Raw genomic sequence first — 22,410 nt, 5'->3', positions numbered from 1 at the left:
CCCTGCACAAGGCATGCCACGCAAGGCCGCGCTGGCCGCCTGGATCGGCAGCGCGCTCGAGTACTACGACTTCTTCATCTACGGCACCGCCGCGGCACTGGTGTTCAACAAGATCTTCTTCCCGGCGTCCTCCCCCGCCGCCGGCACGCTGCTGGCGCTGGCCACCTTCGGCGTCGGCTACCTCGCCCGGCCGATCGGCGCGGTGATCCTCGGTCACGTCGGCGATCGCTTCGGCCGCAAGAAGGTCCTGGTCTTCACGCTGCTGCTGATGGGCGTGGCCACCTTCGCGGTCGGCTGCCTGCCGACCTACGCCGACGTCGGCGTGCTCGCCCCGATCCTGCTGGTGGTGCTGCGCCTGCTGCAGGGTCTGTCCGCCGCCGGGGAGCAGGCCAGCGCGAACTCGATGTCGCTGGAACACGCGCCCGAACACCGGCGCGCCTACTACACCAGCTTCACCCTCAGCGGCACCCAGGCCGGCCAGATCCTGGCCACCGCGGTGTTCCTGCCGATCGCCGCGATGCCGGAGGACCAGCTGCTCTCGTGGGGCTGGCGCGTGCCGTTCTGGGCCAGCGCGCTGGTGGTCATCGTCGGTTTCGTGATCCGGCGCAAGCTCGACGAGACGCCGGTGTTCGAACGCGCCGAGGTGGCCAAGCTGCCGGTCGCGGTGCTGTTCCGCGACCACTGGGCCGACGTGCTGCGCGTGGTCGTCGCGGCCACCATCGCCTCGGTCAGCACGATCTTCACCGTCTACGCGCTGAGCTACGCGGTGAACACGGTCGGGCTGGAGCGCACGCCGATGCTGTGGGTCGGGGTGCTGGCCAACGTGCTGGCGCTGGCGGCGATCCCGGCGCTGGCCGGGCTGGCCGACCGGATCGGCCGCAAACCGGTGTTCATCGGCGGCTGCCTCGGCTGCGGGGTGCTGATCTTCCCGTACCTGTGGTCGATCTCGGCCGGGCAGTTCGCCCTGATCTTCCCACTGGGCCTGCTGCTGTTCGGCGTGGTCTACAGCGGGGTCAACGGCGTGTGGCCCGCCTTCTACGGCGAGATGTTCAGCGCGCGGGTGCGCCTTTCCGGGATGGCCATCGGCACCCAGATCGGCTTCGCGGTGGCGGGGTTCGCGCCGAGCGTGGTGGCCGCGATCGGCTCCGGCAAGGACGACTGGCTGGGCGTGGCGATCTTCACCGCGGCGGTCTGCCTGCTCGCCGCCGGTGCCGCGGCGACCGCGCGCGAGACGCGCCAGGTGCCGACCGAACAGCTGGGAGTGAACGAAACGGGCGGGTCACCCGTAGGTACGGGAAACACAGGCGAGCTCGGTTCCCCGGCCCCGGACGACAGGTTGCCCGATGTCATTACACCACCTGCGCACCACGACACTCGAACCCAGGCCCCTCGGCGATGACGCGCGGCACACCATCGCCTTCTACCAGCACTGGGTTCCCGACCGCACCATCCTGGAGCTGGGCGCGAACCCGGACGGACCGGCGCGCGCGCTGGCCGCGGCGGGGTTCAACGTCTTCGTCGTCGACGAATCCCCCACGGCGATCGAGTACGCGGCGAGCATGCCGGGTGCCGAGTCGGTCTACTTCGTGCACGCCGACCTGCGGCGCGAGTGCCTCGAGGACGTGTTCGGCGCGGTACTGGTCGAACCGTCGGCGCTGGCGCAGCTCTACACCCTGCGCGCGCAGATCGAACTGCTGATGACCGCCGCCGACCACATCGTCGACGACGGTGTGGTGATCATCGAGACGCCGACGATGCCGGTGCAGCTCGGGCACTACTACCGGACCGCCGAGTTCCCGCCGCTGGCGGAGCTGGACATCATGGCGGGCACGGCGGACCTGCGCCTGCTGCACCGGACCGGCGGCTTCGGCGGCAGCCGGACGCTGTCGGTCTACGGCCTCGGGCTCTGAACTGGCGCCCCGCTCACTGGCGGGGCGCCTTTTCACCGGCCGCCGACAGCCACCTGACAGAGATGATCTTTAACTTTCGAACTCCAACCGCAAGGTAGAAGGAGAAAGATGAAGAAATCCCTGTTCGCGCTGGCCATGCTGCCGGCGGTCGGCGCACTGGCCGCTCTGGGCGCGGGCACCGCCACCGCCACCACCAGCAGCGCCGCCACCACCAGCGTCGAATCCTCGGTCCAGGCGATGGCGAACTGCGACCCCATCTGGCGGCTCTCCGACCGGGCTGGGGGCAACTGCCACGACATCGCGTTCCGCGTGGGCGTCCGCTGCAAGTCGGCGAGCGGGTCTGACTGGCAGATCTTCTACAGCGAATGGAAGCAGCCGGGCAACCCGGCGGTGGCCCTCTGCCCGGCCGGCTGGCCTTCGGTGAGCGCCGACTACGACCTCCCCGAATAGCCCGAGAACGGACGGGGGCCCGCACCGGCACCACCGGTGCGGGCCTCAGTCGGCCGACCGGCGCAGTTCGGCTTTGCGGATCTTGCCGGATCCGGTGCGCGGCAAGGCATCCACCGCTTCGACGGTGACCGGGATCTTGTACTTCGCGATCCGGCCGAGCAGGAACTCCCGCAGTTCCCGCTCGGCCAGTCCACCCCCGGGGTGGCACACCACGAACGCTTTGCCCACCTCGCCCCATTTCGGGTCGGGCACACCGATCACAGCGACCTCGGCCACCGCCGGGTGTTCGAAGATCGCCGCTTCCACCTCGGCCGGGTACACGTTCTCCCCGCCGGAGACGAACATGTCCTTCAGCCGGTCGACCACGTGGAAGTGCCCGTCGGCGTCGACCGTGGCGATGTCGCCCGAGCGGAACCAGCCGTCCTCGGTCCACGCGGCCTTCGTCGCCTCGGGGTTGTTCCAGTAGCCGGGGGAAACGTTGGGGCCGCGGAGCAGCACCTCACCCGGTTCCCCAGGTGGACCGTCCACTTTGGCCTCACCGAAGAACACCTCGACCCCGGCCGAGCCCGCCTTGCGCAGGCTCTCCCCCGCCTCCAGGAAGGTGGCGCCCGGCGCGGTCTCGGTGAGCCCGTACCCCTGGCAGAACACCAGCCCGCGCTCCTGGTAGGTCCGGACCAGCGCGAGCGGCACCGAAGCGCCCCCGCACATCAGCGTCCGCAGCGACGACAGGTCGGCCGAGGCCCAGCGCGGGGACGCCGCGAGCGCGGCGAACATCGTCGGCACGCCGAACATCATCGTGACGCGCTGCCGTTCGATCAGGTCGAAGCAGGCATCCACGTCCCACGAACCGGTCAGCACCGAGCAGCCGCCCTTGATGAACGTCGGCAGCAGCGTCTGCCCGAGCGCGGCGACGTGGAACAGCGGCGCCGACACCAGCGTCACCTCGTCCGCGGCGACGTCCACGCCGACGAGCAGGTTGTAGGTGTTCCAGATCAGGTTGGCGTGGCTGAGCATCGCGCCCTTGGGGCGTCCCGTGGTGCCGGAGGTGTAGAGGATCAGCGCGATGTCGTCGGCCCGCACCTCGGCGTCGATCGCCGTCGGCGTGGCATGGAAGGAAGCCGTGGTGTCGACGTCCAGCCCGGCGGCCACGTCGGCGTACTCCGGCGCGTGGAGCAGCAGTTTCGCGCCGGAGTCGGCCAGCACGTAAGCCAGTTCCGGCTCGGTGAGGCGGAAGTTGAGCGGGACGAAGATGGCGCCGAGCGAGTGCGTGGCGAACATGGCCTCGGCGAAGGACGGGTGGTTCGGGCCGAGGTAGGCCACCCGGTCCCCCGCCGACACCCCGCGCCCGGCCAGGTACGCCGCCACCGAGGCGGTGCGCCCGGCGAACTCGGCGTAGCTGATCGACTGTCCATCGTGGACGAACGCGGTGCGGTCCGGCGACATCTTCGCCCGCCGCACCGGCCAGGCACCCAGTCCTTCGTCGCGCATCCGGCCTCCCGCCTCAGGACGCGGGCTCGGGAACCGCGCCACCGCTCAGATCCTGGCGGCTGGTCTCCTTGAGCGCCAGCACGCACACCACGGTCAGCACGCAGAACGCCGCGATGATCCACGAGATCACCGCGGTGCCCGGCCCGCGCCGGAGTTCGGCGAACAGCAGCGGGGCGAACCCGGCGCCCAGCCCGGCGAGCTGGTAACCCAGCGACGCCCCGGTGTACCGGTTCTCCGTGCTGAACAGTTCGGTGTACAGCGCGGCCAGCGGGCCGTACATCATCGGGTGGATCACCGCCTGGCCGACGATCAGCGCGAGCACCAGCAGCGCGCCGTCCCCGGTGGCGACCAGCGGGAACAACGCGAACCCGTAGATCCCCATGGCCAGCGCCCCGGCCACCACGATCGGCCGCCTGCCGAACCGGTCCGAGGCCGCCGACCAGGCGAGGATGCCCACCACAGCGCACGCCGAAGAGATGGTCAGCGCGTTCAGCACGCTCTGGCGCGCATGGCCTTCCTGCACACCGTAGGCCACCACGAAGGTGGTCAGCGTCGACTGCGCGACGAACGCCGCCAGCCCGACCCCCACCCCGAGCGCGAGGACCCGCGGGTGCTTGCGGAACACGTCGAGCACCGGGACGCGGCGGCGGGCACCGGACTCGGCCACCGCGCGGAACACCGGCGTCTCCTCCACCTTCAACCGGACGAACAGGCCGACCGCCAGCAGCGCGATGCTGAGCAGGAACGGGATCCGCCAGCCCCAGTCGAGGAAGGCCTCCTGGCCGACGATCGCGCTGGTGCCGGTCATCGCGCCGGTGGACAGCACCATGCCGCAGGGCGCGCCGGCGTTGGTGAAGCTGGCCCACAGTCCGCGCCGGGTGCGCGCGTGCTCGGCCGACATCAGCACCGCGCCGCCCCACTCCCCGCCGACCGAGATGCCCTGGACCACGCGCAGCAGCACCAGCCCGACCGGGGCCAGCGCACCGGCCTGGGCGTAGGTCGGCAGCACGCCGATCAGGAAGCTCGCCACGCCCATCAGCGTCATGGTCAGCAGCAGCATCCGCTTGCGGCCGAGCAGGTCGCCGAAGTGCCCGAACAGCACCCCGCCGAGCGGGCGCGCGACGTAACCGGTGGCGAACGTGCCGAGGCTGGCGACGGTGGCCGCGAGCGGGTCCAGCGAGGAGAAGAACACCTTGTCGAAGACCACCGCCGAAGCGGTGGCGTAGAGCAGGAAGTCGTAGTACTCGATCAGGCTGCCCAGGAAGCTCGACGCGACCGCGCGCCGGAGCTGGACGGGATCGTGGGCCGGGCTCTCGGTCATGGCGAACTCCCTCGTCGTCGGGGGTGCTACCTCTTGCCGTCTGCGGTTTCGGCGAGGCCCAGCAGCTTCGCCGCGTTGTGCTTGAGGATCAGTGGGCGGACCTCGGGCTTGAGGTCCAGCTTCTCGAAGTCGGCCAGCCAGCGGTCCGGGGTGAGCACCGGGTAGTCCGAGCCGAAGAGCACCTTGTCCTTGAGCAGCGAGTTGGCGTACCGGACCAGCTGCGGCGGGAAGTACTTCGGTGACCAGCCGGACAGGTCGATGTAGACGTACGGCTTGTGCGTGGCCACCGCGAGCGCCTCGTCCTGCCACGGGAAGGACGGGTGCGCCAGGATGATCCGCAGTTCGGGGAAGTCCACGGCCACGTCGTCGACGAGCATCGGGTTCGAGTACTTGAGCCGGATCCCGCCGCCACCCGGCACGCCGGCGCCGATGCCGGTCTGTCCGGTGTGGAACAACGCGGGCACGCCGAGTTCCTCGATCGCCTCGTACAGCGGGTAGGCCATCCGGTCGTCCGGCGCGAAGCCCTGGATGCTCGGGTGGAACTTGAACCCGCGCACGCCGTGCTCCTCGACCAGCCGCCGCGCCTCGCGAACGCCGGCGCGCCCCTTCCACGGGTCGACGCTGGCGAACGGGATGAGCACGTCGCCGTGCTCGGCGCAGGCGGCCGCGATCTCCTCGTTGGCGATCCGCGGGTGCCCGGTGGCGTGCTCGGCGTCGACGGTGAAGACCACCGCGGCCATCCGGCGGTCCCGGTAGTAGGCCGCCATCTCCGGGATCGTCGGCTGGCGGTGCCCGTGCGCCCGGAAGTAGTCGGCCGAGGCGCCGAGCAGTTCCGGGCTCAGCGAGGACCGCCCGTCCGCCGAGACCTCGGCGTGCGTGTGCACGTCGATGGCCACCAGTTCGCCCAGGTCCACCGCACCTCCCGCCGTCGCTGGCGACTCAACATAGGGCGCTGTCGTGACGGCCGTCAAGATTGTGCCCAACATTGATCGGGAACTAGGCTGGCGGGGTGACGGTTTCCGACGACGAGCTGAGCTACTCGGCCCGGCCGCAGTCGCTGATGCTCAGCTTTCTCGGCCTGCACGTGGTCGAGCGGGACACCGCCGTGTACTCGGGCAGCGTGATCGACGTGTTCGCCAGGGTGGGCATCTCCGAGGAGGCGGTGCGCTCGACGCTGACCAGGATGGTCAACCGGGGCCTGCTCGCCCGCCACCGCCGCGGCCGCCGGGTCTACTTCGGACTCACCAGCCGGGCGGCGGCGGTGCTGGAGGACGGCAAGCGGCGGGTCTGGCGCACCGGCGCGGTCAACCGCGACTGGGACGGCAACTGGACGCTGGTCGGCTTCTCCCTGCCGGACAGCAGGCGCAGCGATCGCCACGACCTGCGCTCACGGCTGGTCTGGGCCGGCTTCGGCCCGCTGCAGAACGGGCTGTGGATCGCGCCGGGCGTCAAGGACGTGACCGCGCTGGTCGAGGACCTCGGTGACCACGTGAACGTGTTCACCGCGCAGCACACCAAGCCGACCGAGTCGGCCGACCTGGTGCACCGCGCCTTCGACGTGGCCGCGATCGCCACCCGGTACCACGCCTTCCTCAGCCGCTGGGAGCCCGCGGCCCCGCTGCCCGCCCTGCCCGACGACCTGGCGCGCCAGCTGGTGCTGCACACCGACTGGCTGCAGCTGGTGCGGCAGGACCCGCACCTGCCCGCCGAGCACCTGGCCGCCGACTGGCCGGCGATCCGCGCCGAGCAGTTGTTCCACCGGCTGGCCACCCGCTACCAGGAAACCGGCGGCGCACTGGCGAACGAGGTGCTGGACCAGATCCCGGTCGGGCCGCCCTAGCGGAGTGCCCGCGGCGCCGCCCAGGCGAGCAAACCCAGTTCCAGCACGGAAAACCCGAGCAGCGCCGACGAACTCGGCAGCCACACCAGTGCGATCCCGACGAGCAGGATCGGCAGCACGAGCCCGGCATACGCGGCCAGGAACAGCGCCGCCAGCACCTCGCCGCGCGACGGCGGGTCGGCGAGCGCGGCCACGGTGGCCACCGAAGCGCGGATGTTCAGCCCGGCTCCCGCCCCGGCCGCGATCCCGCCCGCGAGGAACAGCCACAGCACCGAGGTGCTCGCCGCGACCGGCAACGCCACCAGGCCGGTGACCATCAGCGCCAGGCCGAGCCGGAGCTGCGTCCTGGTGCTCAGCCCGGCGAAGACCACCTGGGCCGAAGCCGCCGCGGCGAACACCGCGAACGAGGCGAACCCGGCCAGCAGCCGGGAGTTCTCGTGCAGTCCCTGCGCCAGCAGGGTCGGCGTCAGCGCCATCGACAACCCGGTGATGGCGAACGCGGCGAAGGCACCGATCGCCGCCCCGGCGAACGCGGGCCGCGCACCCGGCGGCAGGGCCACGCGCTGCGGGCGGTAGGCCGGGCGTTCTTCGGCGCGTTCCACGGTTTCCGGCACCAGGGCCACGGCGATCGCCAGCCCCAGCAGCAACACCAGGAAGAACACGAACGGCGTCCGCAACGGCTCCACCGCGTAGCTCGCGAACACGCCGCCGACCAGCGGCCCGAGCGCGAGCCCGCCCATGTTCACCACGGTGGCGACCAGTCCCGCGCGCCCGTGGTCCTCACGCGGGCGGGCCACCGCGCGCAGTTCGGACAGGTGCGCGGTGGCGGTGGCGGTCAGCGCGCCGATACCGGCACCGCCGACGAGCCGGGCCAGCACCAGCCCCGGCACCTCCGGCCAGGCCAGGAACAACGCCGCCGACAACGCCTCGGCCAGCGTCGCCGCGAGGATCACCCGGCGGCGGCCCAGCCAGTCGCTGACGTGCCCGGCGAGGTAGAGGCTGGCCATCACGCCGACCGCGTAGGCGGCGAACACGATGGTCACCACGAACGTCGGGAACCCGTCGCGCTGCTGGTAGAGCACGTAGAGCGGGGTCGGCACGGTGGAGAAGGCGAGTGCGGCGGCGAAGGCGGCGGCGATGGTCCAGAACCCGGCGCCGTGGCTGATCCGCCACGGCACCCGGGTGGTTCGCGGGGCTGTTTCGAGCATGCCTCCACGATGGACCGAGCGATAATCCAAGTCCAACGAACAATCTTGGTCACAGTCATCGCCGAATGCGATAATTACTCGCGTGGAGACCCGTCAGCTCGAACACTTCGTCGCCGTCGCCGAGGAACTCAGCTTCACCCGCGCCGCCCAGCGGCTCTACGCCGTGCAGTCCACCGTGTCCGCGACGATCCAGGCGCTGGAGGGCGAGCTGGGCGTCAAGCTGTTCGACCGGTCGACGCGACGGGTGGCGCTGTCCCCGGCGGGCGCGGTGTTCCTGCCCGAGGCGAAGGCCGCGCTGGCGGCGGTCGACCGGGCGCGGGAGGTGGTCGCCGACGCCTCCGCCGGACTGCGCGGCAGCCTGCGCATCGGCACGCTGACCAGCGTCGGCGAGCTCGACCTGCCCGACCTGCTCGGCGCCTTCCACCAGCGGTACCCCCTGGTGGACCTGCACGTCACGGTGTCGGTCACCGGCTCGACCGGCCTGGCCGAGGACGTCCGGCAGGGCAGGCTCGACGTGGCGCTGGTCGGCCTGCCCGAGGCGGACCTGGCCGGGCTCGACACCCGGCCGCTGGGCTCGGCCCCGTACGTCGTGGTGCTGCCGGACGGGCACCGGCTGGCCGGACGGCGCTCGCTCGAGCTGGCCGACCTCGCCGGGGAGTCCTTTGTGGACAACCCGCGCGGGTTCGGCAACCGGCTCGCGCTGGACCGGGCGTTCGAGGCGATCGGCCTCCCGCGCCGGGTCATCGTCGAGGTCGCCGACCTGCGCACGGTGCCCGCCTACGTGGCCGCGGGCCTGGGCATCGCGGTGGTCCCGGACCTCCGGACGCTGCCCGGCCTGCGCGCCGTCCCGCTCAGCGGCACCGGGCTGGTGTGGCCGTTCACCATCGCCACCCGCGCCGGCCACCCGCCGAGCCCGGCCGTGCGCACCCTGCTGGAGCTGATCAGCGCGCGGGAGTTCTCCGTCGCGGCTCCAGACCGAGGTGCTCGCGGAGATACACCTCGATGAAGTCGCGGAGGTACTCCGCCTTCGCCAGCTCCGCGAACACCGCGGCCAGCGCGGGATCGACGGTCTCGGTGAGGAACACGATGCGCCACCGGTTGAGCGGGCGGTCCTCGGTACCGGTCACCGAGTGCTCGACGTGGAACAGCGGCTGCCCGGTCCCGGCACGCAGTTCGCCGAACCCGGCCAGCCCGTAGAACAACGCGCGCTGGTCCCGGTGGTCGAGGTGAACGCGCTCGATGACGGTCCCGTACCGCGACGGGTCCAGCCAAAGCTTTTGGTCCGAGACACGCACGAAGTCCGCGCCCTCGCCGAACTTCGCGACGCTGCCGGGGCGCACCACGTTGGGCAGGTACACATCCGGTGCCGACGCCTTGCGGATTTCCATGTCCCACAAGGAAGTCCGGGTGAAGCGGTAGTCCAGGTCGTAGCGCTCGGCGAGCACCGCGTTCACGTCCACCGGCGGCAGTTCGTAGACGGTGAGCCCGGCGAACCGGGCCGCCACGCCGTCGCGGAGCACCTTCCACGCGGGCCCGGCCGGGTCGAGCACGTCGAAGTGCCCGGCGCCGTCGATCTCGACGTGCTGCGCGGCCCGCGCGTGTTTGACGGGCACCACTTCGTCGGCGGTGCCGTGCACAGCGAGCACCTGCGACCCGACCCGCGAGGCCAGGGCGTAGCGCTCGGGCACCTCGTCGGCGTGGCCGCCGAGCAGTGCCGCCACCATTCCCTCACCCGCCCGTTCGGCGACGGCCGGATGGATCTCGGGCCACGCGGCCGCGGGCGCGCCGGCGGGCGGCGGGGCGTCGAGATCGGCCAGCTCCACTCCGGCGCGAGCGGCGTCGGCCGCTTCGAGGTCGAGCGGCGCGCCGTAGGTGAACGCCCCGGCGAGCGGCACGCGCGGGTTCGCGCCGGGCGCGCCTTCCGGGAGCTCGGTCCGCGCGGCCGCCCACGCGGCGAGCTGGCCCCCGGCGGAATGCCCGATCGCCACCACCCGGGTGACGTCGAGAACCGGATCGAGATCGGCCACGGCGTCCACGGCGGCGGCCACGTCCTCGAAGGTGCCGGGCCAGCCCGCGCCTTCCTCACCGACCCGGCGGTATCCGACGTTCCAGACCGCGTACCCCTGTTCGACGAGGTCGTCGGCGAGCGCGGTCGTCTGGCGGCGGTCGAACATGGCGGCCCAGTAGCCGCCGTGCAGCAGCACCGCGACCGGGAACGGGCCGTCGCCTTCGGGCAGGTACAACTCCCCCGCCTGCGACGGCGCCGGTCCGTAGGCGATCGTCCGGACGCGGCCGGGTTCGTCGTCGTAGCGCACGCCGCGTTCGGCGGAGACGAGCGCGTCGATGGTCCCGAAGAACGCGGCGATCTCCGGTTGGTTGGCGCCCTTGGCCTTCGACTCGTCCCACGCCGCGTCGTCGTCCCATTCGACGAAGTCCAGCCAGGTGTGCTCGGCGACGCGCACCAGCCGCGCGGCGCGGAAGCCGCGACGATCCCGGCGGAACGCCTCGACCATCCCCGCCCGCGCGGCCAGCATCTCCGCGGTGCGCTCCGCGCGGACGGTGAACGTGGTCAGCTCCACGACCGACATGACCGGCTCCCTCACTGGTCCAAATTCGTGATAGTCACCTTTGATGACTATCGCGAATATAGACCGATCCACCGGGACGTGCCAGGAACCCCGCCCTACAAGATCGCGCCGAGCGGCAGGATGAGGGCGATCGCCACCACCGAGATCACCGTCTCCATGATCGACCAGCTCTTCACCGTCTGCCCCACCGTCATCCCGAAGTACTCCTTCACCAGCCAGAAACCGGCGTCGTTGACGTGCGAGAAGAACAGCGAGCCCGCCCCGATGGCGAGCACCAGCAGCGCGCTGTGCGCCGGATCCAAGGTGGCGGCCAGCGGCGCGACTATCCCGGCCGCCGACACCGTGGCCACCGTGGCCGAACCGGTCGCCAGGCGGATCGCCACCGCGACCAGCCAGCCCAGCAGCAGCGGCGAGAAGTTCGCCCCGGTGGCCAGTTCGGTGATCACGTCCCCGACGCCCGCGTCCACCAGCGTCTGCTTGAACCCGCCACCGGCGCCGACGATCAGCAGGATGCCGGCGATCGGGCCGAGCGAATCGGCCAGCGTGCTCGACATGCGGCCGCGGGTGAACCCGGCGGCCCGGCCGAGGGTGACCATGCCGACCAGCACCGCGGCCAGCAGCGCGACCAGCGGGTCACCGATGAAGTCGAGCACCCGGCGGACCTGGTTCTCCTTCTCCAGCAGGATGTCCGCGAGCGCCTTGCCCATCATCAGCACCACCGGCAGCAGCACGGTGGCCACCGTGGCGAAGAAGCTGGGGCGGCGCGTGTTGCCCTCGGTGTCGCCGACCGACTCCGGGATCAGGTGCTCCGGCGCCGTCGCGTCCGGCACCAGCTTCGCGGCCAGCCTGCCGAACAGCGGACCGGCGATGATCACCGTCGGGATGGCGATCAGCACGCCGAGCGCCAGGGTGATGCCGACGTTGGCGTTGAGCGCACCGGCCGCGGCGAGCGGGCCGGGGTGCGGCGGGACCAGGCCGTGCAGCACCGAGAGCCCGGCCAGCGCCGGGATGCCAAGCAGCATCAGCGGCTGCCCGCTGCGCCGCGACACCAGCAGCACCACCGGGATCAGCATGACCAGGCCGATCTCGAAGAACATCGGCAGCCCGATCAGCGCGGCCACCAGTGCCATCGCCCACGGCAGCAGCTTCGGCCCCGACCGGGAGATGATGGTGTCCACGATCTGCTCGGCCCCGCCGGAGTCGGCGAGCAGCTTGCCGAGCATCGCGCCGAGCGCGATCAGCACGCCGACCGAGGCCACGGTCGAGCCGACGCCGCCGCTGAAGCTCTTGATCAGCTTGTCCACCGGCATGCCCGCGACCAGGCCGAGCACCCCGGAACTGAGGATCAGCGCGAGGAACGGGTGCAGTTTCAGCTTGGTGATCAGCACCACGATCAGCGCGATCGCCAGCACGGTGGCGCCGAGCAGGCGGAGGTCGTGGCCGCCGGCGGCCGCGGCGAGTGTGTTCACGGGTGGTCCTTCCGATAGGCGGTGATCGCGGCTTCGACGAGCTCGTCCGGCGGGGCGCCGATGTCGAGGGTGTACCCGTGCTCGTCCGGGCGCAGCGGGGAGAGATCGGCCAGCTGCGAGTCGAGCAGCGACGGGGGCATGAAGTGGCCGGAACGACCACCCATCCGGGTGGCCAGCAGGGCGCGGACGCCGTCGAGGTGCAGGAACCAGACCGGTCCCCCGCCCCGCAGCACGTCGCGGTACTCGTACTTCAGCGCCGAGCAGGTGACCACGCCGCCGGTTCCGGCGTGCGCGCCGATCCAGTCCGCGATGGACTCGAGCCACGGCCACCGGTCGTCGTCGGTGAGCGGGACACCGGAAGTCATCTTCGCGATGTTCGACGCCGGGTGGAACTCGTCGGCTTCGGCGTATTCGACGCCAAGGTGCCCGGCCAGCGCGGTGCCGATGGTGCTCTTGCCCGCGCCCGCCACGCCCATCACCACGATGACCGCCATGGAAGTGACCTCCTTGTCCGCGGAGGAGAGTAGACCCAATAGGTACTACTTAATCAAGTGAAAGGTACTACTTAATCGAGTCAGTGCGGTACGGTCACCGCATGGCCGACGGGGTGCACTCGAAGATGCTGGACGAGCTGGGCACCGCGATCGCCGGCGGCGAGCTGCCCCCGGGTTCGGTGCTGCGCCTGGAAGAACTCCAGGTCCGCTACGGCGCGTCGCGCACGGTCGCGCGGGAAGTGGTGCGCGCGCTGGAGACGATGAGGCTGACCTCCAGCAAGCGCCGCGTCGGCGTCACCGTGCGGGAGCACGCCGAGTGGAACCACTACGACCCGCGGGTGATCCGCTGGCAGCTCGACGGCCCGCAGCGGCAGACCGCGCTGCGCACGCTGACCGAACTGCGGTCCGCGATCGAGCCGAGTGCCGCCCGGTTCGCCGCCCTGCGCGCCACCCCGGAACAACGCGGTCAGCTGCGCGCGCTCGGCTCACGGCTGGCGAGCACCGCGAAGGCCCGCGACCTGACCACGTTCCTCGGGCACGACATCGACTTCCACGACCTGCTGCTGTCCGCGTCGGGCAATCCGATGTTCTCGCAGCTCTCCGCGGTGGTGGCCGAGGTGCTCACCGGGCGGACCGGGCACGGGCTGATGCCGCCCGAACCGCAGCCGGAAGCCGTGGCGCTGCACCAGGAAGTGGCGCTCGCGGTGGATCGCGGCGAGCCGGACCGCGCCGAGCGCGCGATGCGCGACATCGTCATCCAGGCCCGGGACGAAATGGTGGAACTGTCGGGCTGAGCCGCCTGCTAATGTCCGGTTTGCGCCTTTCCTTCCCAGCGCGATCCACTCCCACTCCCGGAGGAATTCCCGATGTTCAAACGGATGCTGAGCGCCTTCGGCGTCGGCGGGCCGTCGGTCGACACCGTGCTCGACTCCCCCGCCGCGGTACCCGGCGGCACGATCACCGGCCAGGTACGCATCCAGGGCGGCAAGCACGAGGCGAAGATCGATCGCATCGAGCTGTCGCTGGTGACCAGGGTGGAGGCCGAGCACCACGACCGCGAGCGCGTCGGCGCCGCGGAGTTCCACCGGGTGGTGGTGCGCCAGGACGTGCGCGTGGCCGCCGGTGAGGCGATGGACGTGCCGTTCGAACTGCCGGTGCCGTGGGAAACCCCGGTCACCGCGGTGGGTTCGGCGCAGCTGCGCGGCATGGTGGTCGGCGTGCGCACCGAGCTGGTCATCGCCGGGGCGCCGGACAAGGGTGACCTCGACCCGGTCGCGGTGCACCCGCTGCCCTCGCAGGAGGCGGTGCTCGACGCGTTCGGCGAGCTGGGTTTCCAGTTCCACAGCGCGGATGTCGAGGTGGGCAGGCTGCACGGGGTGCCGCAGCGGCTGGACTGCTTCCAGGAGCTGGAGTTCTCCCCGCCGCGGGAGTTCGCCGGCCGGATCAACGAGGTCGAGCTGACCTTCGTGGCCACCCCGCACGAGCTGCACGTGGTGCTGGAGGCGGACAAGCGCGGCGGCATGTTCCGCTCTGGTGGCGACGCGTTCGGGCGGTTCGGTTACCCGCACGAGGAAGCCGAGCGGGTGAACTGGGCGGAGCTGGTCGGGCAGTGGCTGAGCCGGGTGGCCGAGAGCAGGCCCTCGGATCACTACGGTCACCACGGGCATCACGACGAGTACGGCCACCACGCGCGTGGCGGTCCCGGCATGGGAGCCGTCGTCGGTGGCGTGGCGGCCGGTGTGGTCGGCGGCATGGTGCTCGGCGAGGTCTTCGACGAGATGGGCGACCTGGGCGAGATGGGCGACTTCGGCGAGGAGTAGCCGCCCAGGACCCAAAAGGCCACGGAGGTGGCTTCGGGGCGCTTCGGTGCCCCCAGGACACGAAGGTGGCTTTCGGGGCGTTCCCGACAAGCCACCTTCGTGTCCACCCCTCAGGGCGTCCAGGCGGGATCGCGGCCGATGAACGCCATCAGCCGGTCCTGCGCCGGGGCGTCCCCGTCGACCGGCACGGCCGCGCCGAACTGCCCGCTGTCACGCAGCAGGTGCTCCATCGGCTCCATGCCCGCCAGCGCGGCGGCACTGCGCTCCTCACCCAGGTCCGGCTCCCGGCCGAGCGCCTTCGCCAGGTCCCACGAGTGCATCCACACGTCGACGGTGTAGAACTGGTCGATCGCCTGTTCCACCGGCAGTTCACCGGTGTGCTGGTTGCGCAGCACCCGCCCGGCGGGTTCGTCGAGGATCGCCTGGATGTCGCTGACGTGCTGCTTCCACGCCCCCACCGGATCGGCCGCCACGTCCAGCGCGGGCAGCTCGATCCCGGCCCCGGTCAGGAATCCGCGCGACCACTCGACCAAGTGCTTCACGATGTCGAGGGCCGTCCACTCCGCGACCGGGCTGGGCCGCGACCAGTCCCCCGCCGAGGCCGACTCGACGAGTTCGGTGAAGCGGGCCGCGTCGAGGGCGTGCTGCTGGGCCGGTCCCTTGGATTCCATTTCAGGCCTCCTTCGCCAGCAGCTCGTCGAGCTTGTCGTAACCCTCGTTGACGCCCACGTCCATGCCGCTGGCCAGCATGGCGTCACGGGTAGCGAAGTCGGACACCACGCTCAACGTCCTCAACCGCGTGCGCCCGTCACCGAGGTCCTCGAAGGTCAGCGTCTCCAGCGACACACCGTCGGGCTGGCCCTCGTAGGTGAAGGTCCACACGATCCGCTCGTCCGGCCGCACCTCGTGGAAGCTGCCGAAGAAGGAGGCGACCTCCTCGCCGTCGCGGTCGTTGGCGAAGGCCCACGCGCCGCCGGTTTTGGCTTCCCACCGCAGCACCCGCGTGGTCATCGAGCGCGGCCCGATCCAGCGGGCGTAGATCTCGGGGTCGACGTGGGCGCGGAAGACGCGGTCGGGCGTCGCGCCGAAGTCGCGGACGATCTCGATCGTCGGCACCTTCGGGTCCGCGTTGATCGTGGTCTCGGTCATGAGGCGTCCTTTTCGGGGGTTCTGAGGTCGTCGTCGGCCATCTCGGCCAGCACGTCGTCGAGGCGCTGGTAGCGCTCCTCGACCTGCCGCCGGTACCGCTCGATCCACTTGGTCATCAGGTCGAACACGGCCGCGTCCAGGTGGACCGGCCGCCGCTGGGCGTCCTTGCTGCGCGTGACCAGCCCGGCTTCCTCGAGCACCTTCACGTGCTTCGAGACCGCCTGCAGGCTCATCTCGTACGGCTCCGCCAGTTCGCCGACGGTCGCGTCGGCGACGGACAGCCGGGCCACCAGATCGCGCCGGGTGGGGTCGGCCAGTGCCGCGAACACCCGGTTGAGCTGTGCCGAAGCCTCGTCCATTCGCTTTCCTCAACTGTTCGGTTGAATAAGAACCTAGCCCGGCCCCGCCGGTGTTGTCAACCAATCAGTTGAGTAACTCAGCGCCCCTTGCGGCGGATCCGGATGTCGCGCAGGTCGGTCACCGCGACGGTCACGTCCCGGTACGGCAGCCCGTGCGCGTCCAGTGCGGCGAGCGCGCGTCCCTTCGCCGCGCGATCGTCGTCATCGGGCCGCGCCGGGACCTGGCAGCGGAAGGTGAACACGGTGACGTTCGCGTCGTGGGTGAACGTGCCCTCCTCGGAGAACATCAGCTGTCCCCCGCGCTCGGCGAGATCGGCCCGCTGCTCGTCGGTCAGCCCGTCGAACTTGCCGCGGATGGTCACGCGGAACACGTCCTGGCTCATCACTCCTCCTCCGTGCGCACGGCATAGGTCAGCACCCGCGTCCCGAGCAGTGCTTCGATCTCGTCGAGCAGGGTCAGCGCGGCGGCGGCGATCGACTCGGGGTCCTCACCGGCCACGGTCCGCTGCCCGATCTCCCCGAACACCACGCCGTGGAACCAGCCGATCTGCCCGGCCACCAGCCGCGGCACCGGGTCCCCCTCGGTGGCGCCGGTCTCCTCGGCGAGCAGCGCGGCGAGGTTCCGCACCATCTGGCCGCTCACGTCCTCCAGCCGCGCGGCCAGCGTGGGCGCGGCGAGCATCATCGCCAGCACCCGGCCGAACCCCTCGGTCAGCCCGACCACCCGATCGCGGCGGCGCACCTCGTCACGCAGCCGCCCGAGCACCGCCACCGCCGCCGATTCCCCGGCGCCCCGGCCACGGACGATGTCGGCCAGCCGGTCCGGCGAGGCCTGGTCCGGCGGCAGCACCAGGTCCTCCTTGGTGGCGAAGTAGTTGTAGACGGTGTTCACCGAGACGTCCGCCCGCTCGGCCACTTCGGCGATGGTCACCTGGTCGAACCCGCGCTCGACGAACAGGCCGAGCGCCACGTCGGCGATCCGCCGACGGGTCAGCCGCTTCTTGCGTTCGCGCAAGCCTTCTCTCATGCCCAAGATTCAAGCACACTCTATTTTTGGAGTCGACTCCATTATTAGTCGAGACGATAGGCTCGGCGAGCATGCGGATCTTTGTCACGGGCGCGACCGGGGCACTCGGCGGGCACGCGGTCCCGGCGCTGATCGAAGCCGGGCACGAGGTCACCGCGCTGGCCCGCACGCCGGAGAAGGCCGCCGCGCTGACCGCTCAGGGCGCGACCGCGGTCACGGTCTCGCTGTTCGACCGCGCGGCGCTGGCCGAGGCGTTCACCGGGCACGACGCGGTGGCCAACCTCGCCTCGGCGATCCCGCCGATGAGCCGGTTCCTCAGCAGCCGCGCGTGGGCCGACTGCGCGAAGGTTCGGACCGAGGGGTCGGCGGCGGTGGCCGGGGCGGCGCTGGACGCCGGTGTCGGGCGCGTGGTCCAGGAGTCGGTGAGCATGCTCTACCGCGACCACGGCGCGCGCTGGATCGAGGAGGACCACCCGATCGACCACTACCCGCTGGCCAGGTCGAACATCGCCGCCGAGACCAGTGCCAACGGGTTCACCGAGGCCGGGCGCACCGGCGTGGTGCTGCGGTTCGGCTGGTTCTACGGCCCGGGAGCCGCGCACGCCGAGCAGATGCTCGCGCAGGCACGTCACCACGTCGTGACGCAGCTCGGGCCGTCCGGGAGCTACGTTTCCTCGATCCACATGGCCGACGCCGGCCGCGCGGTCGCCGCCGCACTGCACGCTCCCGCCGGTACGTACAACGTGGTCGACGACGAACCGCTGACCAAACGCGAGTACGCCGACGCGCTCGCCGAAGCGGCGGGCGTCCGCGTGTGGTTCCGCGGTCCGGGACGGGCCGCGCTGCTGCTCGGCGACCGGCTCACCTCGCTGACCCGCTCGATCCGCGTGTCCAACGCGAAGTTCCGCGGGGCCACCGGCTGGGCCCCAGAGTTCCCCAGCGCCCGCGAGGGGTGGTGGGCCACCGCGCTCAGCCGATGAACCGCACGTCGAGGGCGTCGAGGTGGCTGTTGTCGGCGACCACCTCGATGGCGGCGATCCGGTCGCCGACGACGGTGAAGTACAGCGCCAGCCGCGTCCGGCGGCGTGGTGCCACCACCGCGCCGACGGTCCCGTCGATCACCGCGACGCGGGCGAGCTTCGCCCCGCCGAGGAAGGTCTTCGCCACCTGGTCCGCGCCGAAGGTCTCCGGCTGCGCGCCCATCTGCACGGCCCGCCGGTCGGCCCGCAGCACCACGTCCGGATCGAGCACGGTCAGCAGCGCACCGAAGTCACCACCCCGCGACGCCGCGAGGAAGGCGTCGATGATCTCCCGCTTGCGCCCTTGCTCGGCCTCCGGCGCGGGCGCGCCCTGGACCCGGCGGCGCGCGCGGCTGGCCAGCTGCCGGGCGGCGGCCGGGGTGCGGTCCACGATCGGCGCGATCTCGTCGAACGGCACGGCGAACAGGTCGTGCAGCACGAAGGCGAGGCGTTCGGCGGGGGTGAGCGTGTCGAGCACGACGAGCAGCGCCAGGCCGACCGAGTCGTACTCGACCGCCTCCTGCTCGGGGCCGCGTTCGCGGGTCTCGGTCAGTTCGGCGGCCTGCTCCCCCAGCGGGTCCTCACGCCGGGAGCGGCGCGAGGACAGCGCGTTCAGGCAGACCCGGGCGACCACCGTGGTCAGCCAGCCGCCCAGGTTCGCCACCGCGTCGGAATCGGAGCGGGCCAGCCGCACCCAGGCCTCCTGCACGGCGTCCTCGGCCTCGGCGCGCGAGCCGAGCATCCGGTAGGCCACCGCGGTCAGGTGCGGGCGGTGCTCCTCGAACCGCTGCGCCAGGAAATCCTCGTCGCCCATCAGTCACCCGTCCTCCGTTGCCGCCGGTCACCCGGTTGACCGGCGGGCGGGTGCGGATGTGACAACGGCGAGATCAGCAGCAGGCTGGCATCACGGAAGTATGCTGCCGCGGTGACCGATGCACTGGAACAGTACCGGCTGCTCATCGCCGACGTGTACGAACTGGCCGGGATCTCCCGGCGCACCAGTGAAGACATCGCGCGCGAGGCGGGGCAGACCGCGGCGAGGTGGCACGTGCTCAGCGTGCTCTCGGACGGCCCGCGCACGGTGCCGAACGCCGCGCGGCGCCTGGGCCTGACCCCGCAGAGCGTGCAGCGGGTGGTGGGCGACCTGCTGGCGGCCGGGCAGGCCGAGGCCGTGCCGAACCCGGACCACGCGCGGTCCCCGCTGATCGCCCTGACCGACGAAGGGCGCGACACGCTGGAACGCCTGTTCGCCCGCTCGGAGGCGGCCAGAGAACGCCTGCTCACCCGAGCCGGCACCGATGCGGAAGAACTGCGGCAGGCCACCGAGACCCTGCGGCGCCTGCTCGACGTGCTGCGCACCCCCGGCTGAGCTCAGGTGTGGCGGTGCCGGAGTTCGTAGTGCTGTGAGTGCTCGTCGAAGCGGGTCAGCAGGGCGCGGGCGGCGGGTGGTACCACCGAGCCGGTGAGGTCCTCACCGGCGAAGGCACGGACGGCGGCCCAGTCCGCGAAGGTCATCACGGTGGCGAACTCGGTCAGACCGTCCGGTTCGGACACTGTGGATTCGTTGCGCCGCAAGACGGAAAGGTCGAGCAGGCCGGGAATGCCCCGGCGAAGGATGCCCGGCGCGATCTCGGTGTTCAGCAGTTCCTCGTAGGCGTCCGCTCGCGCGCCGGTGGGTGCCCAGCCGTGCCAAATCCGCAGGATCATGCGCTCACGGTAGCGCCAGCAGGCTGTCTTAACAACAGCACGCTGTCAAATGTCTGCTCACCGGGAGGTCCTGCCGCTACCCGGCAGCACCCCGCCGCTCACCGGCAGGACGAATACGGCAAACGGGTTTTCCGGGCGTTTTTCCGTTGCGCCGGGAACATCGAAATAGACAGTTTGAACGCCCAACGCCACAACCGACGAAGGGGCGGGAGAATGGCGAGAAACCGAAGACGATATCTGGTACCTGCAGCGGTGGCGGCCGCTTTGGTGCTGCTGGGTGGAACGGCCTCGGCCAATCCGTTCCCCAACAACTACGACAGCGCGGTGGCCGACAGTTCTTTGCACACCTTCTGCACCACCACCGGGTTCACCACCGACCGCACGGTGGCCACGTACGCGATGGACACCCTGGACAACACCACCGATCTCACCGATTCCGACCTGGGTTCCTGCACCGACGTGACCATCGACGTGTGGTGGTTCGAACTCGACCTGCCCGGCACGCTCCGCGGGGAACGGTCCTGCTATTCGCATTCCAGTCCCGGCGTCTGCGATTCCTCCGACGTCAAGCTGGATTACGCGCAACTCGATATCGGCAGCAACGACTGGTACGACCGGCGCAAGACCTCGGTGCACGAACTCGGGCACAGCATCGGGCTCGGGCACGACACGATCAGCGCGATGATCTCCGGTGAGGTGCCCAGCACCGCGCTGCAGTGGCGCACCTACAGCGCCCACGACCTCGGCCACATCAACGCCCACTACTGAGAGGAGCCCGGCATGCGGAAGATGATCGCCGCCCTCGTGGCAGGCGGAGTGGCCATCGGGGTGCTCGCGGGCTGCGGCTCGGCGCGGGACACCGGAAGCGGTTCGGCCGAGGCGCTGCTCACGCAGCTCGGGCAGGACTACGAAGCGGACTTCGAGCCGCTGGCCTCGCCGAAGCAGGCGCTGGAACTGAGCGACCTGATCGTGCGGGGCACGGTGGCCGAGGTGCACGACGGCATCACCACGGCGTATCCCGACGCCGCGCGCACGCAGCGCGGGCAGGGGCATTACGTCACGTTGCAGGTCAGCGTGACGGAGGTGGTGTCCGGCCCGGCCACCGCGGTGACCGACGGGCAGGTCTACGTGCAGGTGGCGAAGAGCCCGTCCACCCCGACCTCGGCGATCGCCGGGGCCAACACGAAGGCCGACGCCGTGCTGATCCTGGAGGACATCACCACCTGGAAGCCGGCGGCGGAGGCCACGGTGACGCGCCCGGAGAAGGTGCCCGCCGCGGCGCCGCTGTTCTTCGCCTATCCGGACGGCCTTTGGCTGCAGGGCAGCGCGGACGCGGCGATGGCGGGGAGCGCGACCGAACGGGAGCACCTGGCCCCGGCGTGGGGCGCACCGGCCACGCTGAACGACCTGGTCGGCGTGCTGCGCTCGGCTCGCTGAGGCTGCTGTGACCGGGGCGCCCTGGCCGCTGTCCACCCGGCCCGGGCGCCCTCCCCGGGGCGAAGTAACCACCGTTTTGCATCGTTGGCACAACGTTGTAAAACGGCTACGCTCGACCGATGGCCACTCTGCGGGACGTCGCGGTGCTCGCCGGGGTTTCGGTCAAGACGGTGTCCAACGTGGTCAACGGGTACGACTTCGTCAAACCCGAGAACCGCCGCCGCGTCGAGGACGCGCTGGCCGCGACCGGGTACCGCCCCAACCTCGGCGCGCGGAACCTCCGGCGCGGGCGGACCGGCTTCCTCGCGCTGGTCGTGCCCGAGCTGAGCATCCCCTACTTCGGCGAACTCGCCGGCGCCGTGCTCACCGCCGCCCGCGGGCGCGGCTGGAACGTCCTCATCGAGGAAACCCAGGGCAACCGCGAAAACGAGCGCGCCACCCTCGCCTCCCTCGGCCCGCACATGGCCGACGGCGCGATCATCAGCCCCGAGGCGCTCGAACCCGGCGACCTCACCGATCCCACCGTCCCACTCGTCCTGCTCGGCGAGCACACCGTCGACCTGCCGATGGACCACGCCGGGATCGACAACGTGCTCGCCGCCCGCACCGCCGTCCGGCACCTCGTCGAGGTGGGCCGCCGGAGGATCGCGGTGATCGGCCAGCACCCCCGCCGGGGCACCGCCGCCCTGCGGCTGGCCGGGTACCGCGAGGCACTCGCCGAGGCGGGCCTGCGCGAGGCACCCGAACTCATCGCCACCGCCACCCGGTACCACCAGCGCGACGGTGCCGAGGCCATGACGCACCTCCTCGACCTGCCCGAACCGCCGGACGCGGTGTTCTGCTTCAACGACATGCTCGCCCTCGGCGCCGTCCGCGCCGCCTTCGAGCGCGGGCGCAGCGTGCCCGGGGACATCGCCGTCGCCGGGTTCGACAACACCGAGCAGAGCGCGTACAGCCTCCCCTCGCTGACCACCATCGCCCCGGACAAGACCGCGCTCGCGCGCGCGGCCGTCGAGCTGGTCCACCGCCGCACCAGCGGGACGGCACCGGCTGCGCCGGAGGACGTGCGCATCCCGTTTTCCCTGGAGATCAGGGAGAGCACCACCGGATAGGTCCCCACCGAA

26 protein-coding genes are annotated in these 22,410 nt (G+C 71.2%); 12 read left to right on the top strand and 14 right to left on the bottom strand.

Going from position 1 to position 22,410, the window contains the following annotated elements; genetic code table 11:
* The first annotated feature begins 13 nt into the window (after positions 1-13).
* The 3 genes from JYK18_RS44585 to JYK18_RS44575 all read left to right on the top strand — a co-directional run bounded on the left by JYK18_RS44585 (position 14) and on the right by JYK18_RS44575 (position 2,360).
* Entirely contained in the window at positions 14-1,399 is a 1,386-nt protein-coding gene (locus JYK18_RS44585) for an MFS transporter (protein ID WP_206810793.1), read from the top strand.
* Positions 1,344-1,910: a bifunctional 2-polyprenyl-6-hydroxyphenol methylase/3-demethylubiquinol 3-O-methyltransferase UbiG gene (locus JYK18_RS44580; RefSeq protein ID WP_206810308.1), complete on the top strand. Its 567-nt coding sequence runs from the start codon at positions 1,344-1,346 to the stop codon at positions 1,908-1,910. The genes JYK18_RS44585 and JYK18_RS44580 overlap by 56 nt, the downstream gene beginning before the upstream one ends.
* A gap of 108 nt (positions 1,911-2,018) precedes the next feature.
* Positions 2,019-2,360 (top strand): hypothetical protein, encoded by a 342-nt coding sequence (locus JYK18_RS44575; RefSeq protein WP_206810307.1) that lies wholly within the window; start codon positions 2,019-2,021, stop codon positions 2,358-2,360.
* A gap of 45 nt (positions 2,361-2,405) precedes the next feature.
* Here JYK18_RS44575 and JYK18_RS44570 read toward each other — a convergent pair whose 3' ends face one another.
* From JYK18_RS44570 to JYK18_RS44560, 3 genes are read right to left on the bottom strand one after another with little or no spacing between them, the layout of a single operon-like run.
* Complete coding sequence (locus JYK18_RS44570; RefSeq protein WP_206810306.1) at positions 2,406-3,848, bottom strand: long-chain fatty acid--CoA ligase; 1,443 nt, start codon at positions 3,846-3,848, stop codon at positions 2,406-2,408.
* Positions 3,849-3,861: 13 nt separating this feature from the next.
* Positions 3,862-5,169 carry an MFS transporter gene (locus JYK18_RS44565; RefSeq protein ID WP_206810303.1) on the bottom strand — a complete coding sequence of 436 codons (1,308 nt, stop codon included), beginning with the start codon at positions 5,167-5,169 and terminating at the stop codon, positions 3,862-3,864.
* A 26-nt stretch (positions 5,170-5,195) separates the two neighbouring features.
* Positions 5,196-6,083, bottom strand: a complete 888-nt coding sequence (locus JYK18_RS44560; RefSeq protein ID WP_206810301.1) for an amidohydrolase family protein — start codon at positions 6,081-6,083, stop codon at positions 5,196-5,198.
* A 95-nt stretch (positions 6,084-6,178) separates the two neighbouring features.
* Between JYK18_RS44560 and JYK18_RS44555 the strand changes: the two genes are divergently transcribed.
* Positions 6,179-7,009: a PaaX family transcriptional regulator C-terminal domain-containing protein gene (locus JYK18_RS44555; protein WP_307796359.1), complete on the top strand. Its 831-nt coding sequence runs from the start codon at positions 6,179-6,181 to the stop codon at positions 7,007-7,009.
* Here JYK18_RS44555 and JYK18_RS44550 read toward each other — a convergent pair.
* Positions 7,006-8,217, bottom strand: coding sequence for an MFS transporter (locus tag JYK18_RS44550; protein ID WP_206810299.1), 1,212 nt, complete (start codon positions 8,215-8,217; stop codon positions 7,006-7,008). The two genes, JYK18_RS44555 and JYK18_RS44550, sit on opposite strands and share 4 nt — an antisense overlap.
* Before the next feature lie 82 nt (positions 8,218-8,299).
* On the opposite strand from JYK18_RS44550, the gene JYK18_RS44545 reads away from it, so the two are divergent.
* Positions 8,300-9,223, top strand: coding sequence for a LysR family transcriptional regulator (locus tag JYK18_RS44545; RefSeq protein WP_206810298.1), 924 nt, complete (start codon positions 8,300-8,302; stop codon positions 9,221-9,223).
* Here the strand turns inward: JYK18_RS44545 and JYK18_RS44540 are convergent.
* From JYK18_RS44540 to JYK18_RS44530, 3 genes are all read right to left on the bottom strand, one after another.
* Positions 9,159-10,805 (bottom strand): alpha/beta hydrolase, encoded by a 1,647-nt coding sequence (locus JYK18_RS44540; RefSeq protein WP_242584600.1) that lies wholly within the window; start codon positions 10,803-10,805, stop codon positions 9,159-9,161. The two genes, JYK18_RS44545 and JYK18_RS44540, sit on opposite strands and share 65 nt — an antisense overlap.
* Before the next feature lie 95 nt (positions 10,806-10,900).
* A complete protein-coding gene (locus JYK18_RS44535) occupies positions 10,901-12,274 on the bottom strand; it encodes a gluconate:H+ symporter (protein WP_206810297.1) in 1,374 nt (457 codons plus the stop codon).
* A complete protein-coding gene (locus JYK18_RS44530) occupies positions 12,271-12,768 on the bottom strand; it encodes a gluconokinase (RefSeq protein ID WP_206810296.1) in 498 nt (165 codons plus the stop codon). The genes JYK18_RS44535 and JYK18_RS44530 overlap by 4 nt, the downstream gene beginning before the upstream one ends.
* A 125-nt stretch (positions 12,769-12,893) precedes the next feature.
* Between JYK18_RS44530 and JYK18_RS44525 the strand changes: the two genes are divergently transcribed.
* The gene (locus JYK18_RS44525; protein ID WP_206810789.1) at positions 12,894-13,562 is read left to right on the top strand and encodes an FCD domain-containing protein; all 669 of its coding nucleotides are present in this window, start codon (positions 12,894-12,896) and stop codon (positions 13,560-13,562) included.
* Positions 13,563-13,634: 72 nt separating this feature from the next.
* Entirely contained in the window at positions 13,635-14,588 is a 954-nt protein-coding gene (locus JYK18_RS44520; protein WP_206810295.1) for a sporulation protein, read from the top strand.
* 110 nt (positions 14,589-14,698) lie between these two features.
* Here the strand turns inward: JYK18_RS44520 and JYK18_RS44515 are convergent, their stop codons facing one another.
* The 5 genes from JYK18_RS44515 to JYK18_RS44495 form a co-directional block, all read right to left on the bottom strand.
* On the bottom strand, positions 14,699-15,259 hold the full coding sequence (locus tag JYK18_RS44515) for a TIGR03086 family metal-binding protein (protein WP_206810294.1): 561 nt from the start codon (positions 15,257-15,259) through the stop codon (positions 14,699-14,701).
* A 1-nt stretch (position 15,260) separates the two neighbouring features.
* Complete coding sequence (locus tag JYK18_RS44510; protein ID WP_206810293.1) at positions 15,261-15,737, bottom strand: SRPBCC family protein; 477 nt, start codon at positions 15,735-15,737, stop codon at positions 15,261-15,263.
* Entirely contained in the window at positions 15,734-16,096 is a 363-nt protein-coding gene (locus JYK18_RS44505) for a helix-turn-helix transcriptional regulator (RefSeq protein WP_206810292.1), read from the bottom strand. The genes JYK18_RS44510 and JYK18_RS44505 overlap by 4 nt, the downstream gene beginning before the upstream one ends.
* Positions 16,097-16,173: 77 nt before the next feature.
* Positions 16,174-16,479 carry a DUF6204 family protein gene (locus tag JYK18_RS44500; RefSeq protein WP_206810291.1) on the bottom strand — a complete coding sequence of 102 codons (306 nt, stop codon included), beginning with the start codon at positions 16,477-16,479 and terminating at the stop codon, positions 16,174-16,176.
* Positions 16,479-17,123 (bottom strand): TetR/AcrR family transcriptional regulator, encoded by a 645-nt coding sequence (locus tag JYK18_RS44495; RefSeq protein ID WP_206810289.1) that lies wholly within the window; start codon positions 17,121-17,123, stop codon positions 16,479-16,481. Before JYK18_RS44495 ends, JYK18_RS44500 begins: the two co-directional genes overlap by 1 nt.
* A gap of 71 nt (positions 17,124-17,194) precedes the next feature.
* Between JYK18_RS44495 and JYK18_RS44490 the strand changes: the two genes are divergently transcribed.
* Positions 17,195-18,103: an NAD(P)-dependent oxidoreductase gene (locus JYK18_RS44490; RefSeq protein WP_206810287.1), complete on the top strand. Its 909-nt coding sequence runs from the start codon at positions 17,195-17,197 to the stop codon at positions 18,101-18,103.
* Here the strand turns inward: JYK18_RS44490 and JYK18_RS44485 are convergent.
* Positions 18,093-18,956 carry a sigma-70 family RNA polymerase sigma factor gene (locus JYK18_RS44485; RefSeq protein WP_206810285.1) on the bottom strand — a complete coding sequence of 288 codons (864 nt, stop codon included), beginning with the start codon at positions 18,954-18,956 and terminating at the stop codon, positions 18,093-18,095. The genes JYK18_RS44490 and JYK18_RS44485 overlap by 11 nt on opposite strands.
* 111 nt (positions 18,957-19,067) lie before the next feature.
* Here JYK18_RS44485 and JYK18_RS44480 point away from each other — a divergent pair, with 111 nt between their 5' ends.
* The gene (locus JYK18_RS44480) at positions 19,068-19,511 is read left to right on the top strand and encodes a MarR family winged helix-turn-helix transcriptional regulator (protein WP_206810283.1); all 444 of its coding nucleotides are present in this window, start codon (positions 19,068-19,070) and stop codon (positions 19,509-19,511) included.
* A gap of 2 nt (positions 19,512-19,513) precedes the next feature.
* Here the strand turns inward: JYK18_RS44480 and JYK18_RS44475 are convergent, their stop codons facing one another.
* Complete coding sequence (locus JYK18_RS44475; RefSeq protein WP_206810281.1) at positions 19,514-19,849, bottom strand: hypothetical protein; 336 nt, start codon at positions 19,847-19,849, stop codon at positions 19,514-19,516.
* A 252-nt stretch (positions 19,850-20,101) separates the two neighbouring features.
* On the opposite strand from JYK18_RS44475, the gene JYK18_RS44470 reads away from it, so the two are divergent.
* The 3 genes from JYK18_RS44470 (at position 20,102) to JYK18_RS44460 (ending at position 22,398) form a co-directional block, all read left to right on the top strand.
* Complete coding sequence (locus JYK18_RS44470) at positions 20,102-20,617, top strand: hypothetical protein (RefSeq protein ID WP_206810279.1); 516 nt, start codon at positions 20,102-20,104, stop codon at positions 20,615-20,617.
* Positions 20,618-20,629: 12 nt separating this feature from the next.
* On the top strand, positions 20,630-21,286 hold the full coding sequence (locus JYK18_RS44465) for a hypothetical protein (RefSeq protein WP_206810278.1): 657 nt from the start codon (positions 20,630-20,632) through the stop codon (positions 21,284-21,286).
* A 119-nt stretch (positions 21,287-21,405) separates the two neighbouring features.
* Positions 21,406-22,398, top strand: a complete 993-nt coding sequence (locus JYK18_RS44460) for a LacI family DNA-binding transcriptional regulator (RefSeq protein ID WP_206810277.1) — start codon at positions 21,406-21,408, stop codon at positions 22,396-22,398.
* The last annotated feature ends 12 nt before the right edge of the window (positions 22,399-22,410 follow it).

The sequence above is a fragment of the Amycolatopsis sp. 195334CR genome, from assembly GCF_017309385.1.
Lineage (GTDB): Bacteria > Actinomycetota > Actinomycetes > Mycobacteriales > Pseudonocardiaceae > Amycolatopsis.
Note: the sequence above shows the minus strand (reverse complement) of the source record. Positions and strands in the feature narration are given on the sequence as shown.

Bases quoted from the DNA above. Each gene is read 5' to 3' on its own strand.
- JYK18_RS44585 (WP_206810793.1), top strand. From the start codon at position 14: ATGCCACGCAAGGCCGCGCTGGCCGCCTGGATCGGCAGCGCGCTCGAG.
- JYK18_RS44580 (WP_206810308.1), top strand. From the start codon at position 1,344: ATGTCATTACACCACCTGCGCACCACGACACTCGAACCCAGGCCCCTC.
- JYK18_RS44575 (WP_206810307.1), top strand. From the start codon at position 2,019: ATGAAGAAATCCCTGTTCGCGCTGGCCATGCTGCCGGCGGTCGGCGCA.
- JYK18_RS44570 (WP_206810306.1), bottom strand. From the start codon at position 3,848: ATGCGCGACGAAGGACTGGGTGCCTGGCCGGTGCGGCGGGCGAAGATG.
- JYK18_RS44565 (WP_206810303.1), bottom strand. From the start codon at position 5,169: ATGACCGAGAGCCCGGCCCACGATCCCGTCCAGCTCCGGCGCGCGGTC.
- JYK18_RS44550 (WP_206810299.1), bottom strand. From the start codon at position 8,217: ATGCTCGAAACAGCCCCGCGAACCACCCGGGTGCCGTGGCGGATCAGC.
- JYK18_RS44540 (WP_242584600.1), bottom strand. From the start codon at position 10,805: ATGTCGGTCGTGGAGCTGACCACGTTCACCGTCCGCGCGGAGCGCACC.
- JYK18_RS44530 (WP_206810296.1), bottom strand. From the start codon at position 12,768: ATGGCGGTCATCGTGGTGATGGGCGTGGCGGGCGCGGGCAAGAGCACC.
- JYK18_RS44525 (WP_206810789.1), top strand. From the start codon at position 12,894: ATGCTGGACGAGCTGGGCACCGCGATCGCCGGCGGCGAGCTGCCCCCG.
- JYK18_RS44520 (WP_206810295.1), top strand. From the start codon at position 13,635: ATGTTCAAACGGATGCTGAGCGCCTTCGGCGTCGGCGGGCCGTCGGTC.
- JYK18_RS44515 (WP_206810294.1), bottom strand. From the start codon at position 15,259: ATGGAATCCAAGGGACCGGCCCAGCAGCACGCCCTCGACGCGGCCCGC.
- JYK18_RS44510 (WP_206810293.1), bottom strand. From the start codon at position 15,737: ATGACCGAGACCACGATCAACGCGGACCCGAAGGTGCCGACGATCGAG.
- JYK18_RS44505 (WP_206810292.1), bottom strand. From the start codon at position 16,096: ATGGACGAGGCTTCGGCACAGCTCAACCGGGTGTTCGCGGCACTGGCC.
- JYK18_RS44500 (WP_206810291.1), bottom strand. From the start codon at position 16,479: ATGAGCCAGGACGTGTTCCGCGTGACCATCCGCGGCAAGTTCGACGGG.
- JYK18_RS44495 (WP_206810289.1), bottom strand. From the start codon at position 17,123: ATGAGAGAAGGCTTGCGCGAACGCAAGAAGCGGCTGACCCGTCGGCGG.
- JYK18_RS44490 (WP_206810287.1), top strand. From the start codon at position 17,195: ATGCGGATCTTTGTCACGGGCGCGACCGGGGCACTCGGCGGGCACGCG.
- JYK18_RS44485 (WP_206810285.1), bottom strand. From the start codon at position 18,956: ATGGGCGACGAGGATTTCCTGGCGCAGCGGTTCGAGGAGCACCGCCCG.
- JYK18_RS44475 (WP_206810281.1), bottom strand. From the start codon at position 19,849: ATGATCCTGCGGATTTGGCACGGCTGGGCACCCACCGGCGCGCGAGCG.
- JYK18_RS44465 (WP_206810278.1), top strand. From the start codon at position 20,630: ATGCGGAAGATGATCGCCGCCCTCGTGGCAGGCGGAGTGGCCATCGGG.
- JYK18_RS44460 (WP_206810277.1), top strand. From the start codon at position 21,406: ATGGCCACTCTGCGGGACGTCGCGGTGCTCGCCGGGGTTTCGGTCAAG.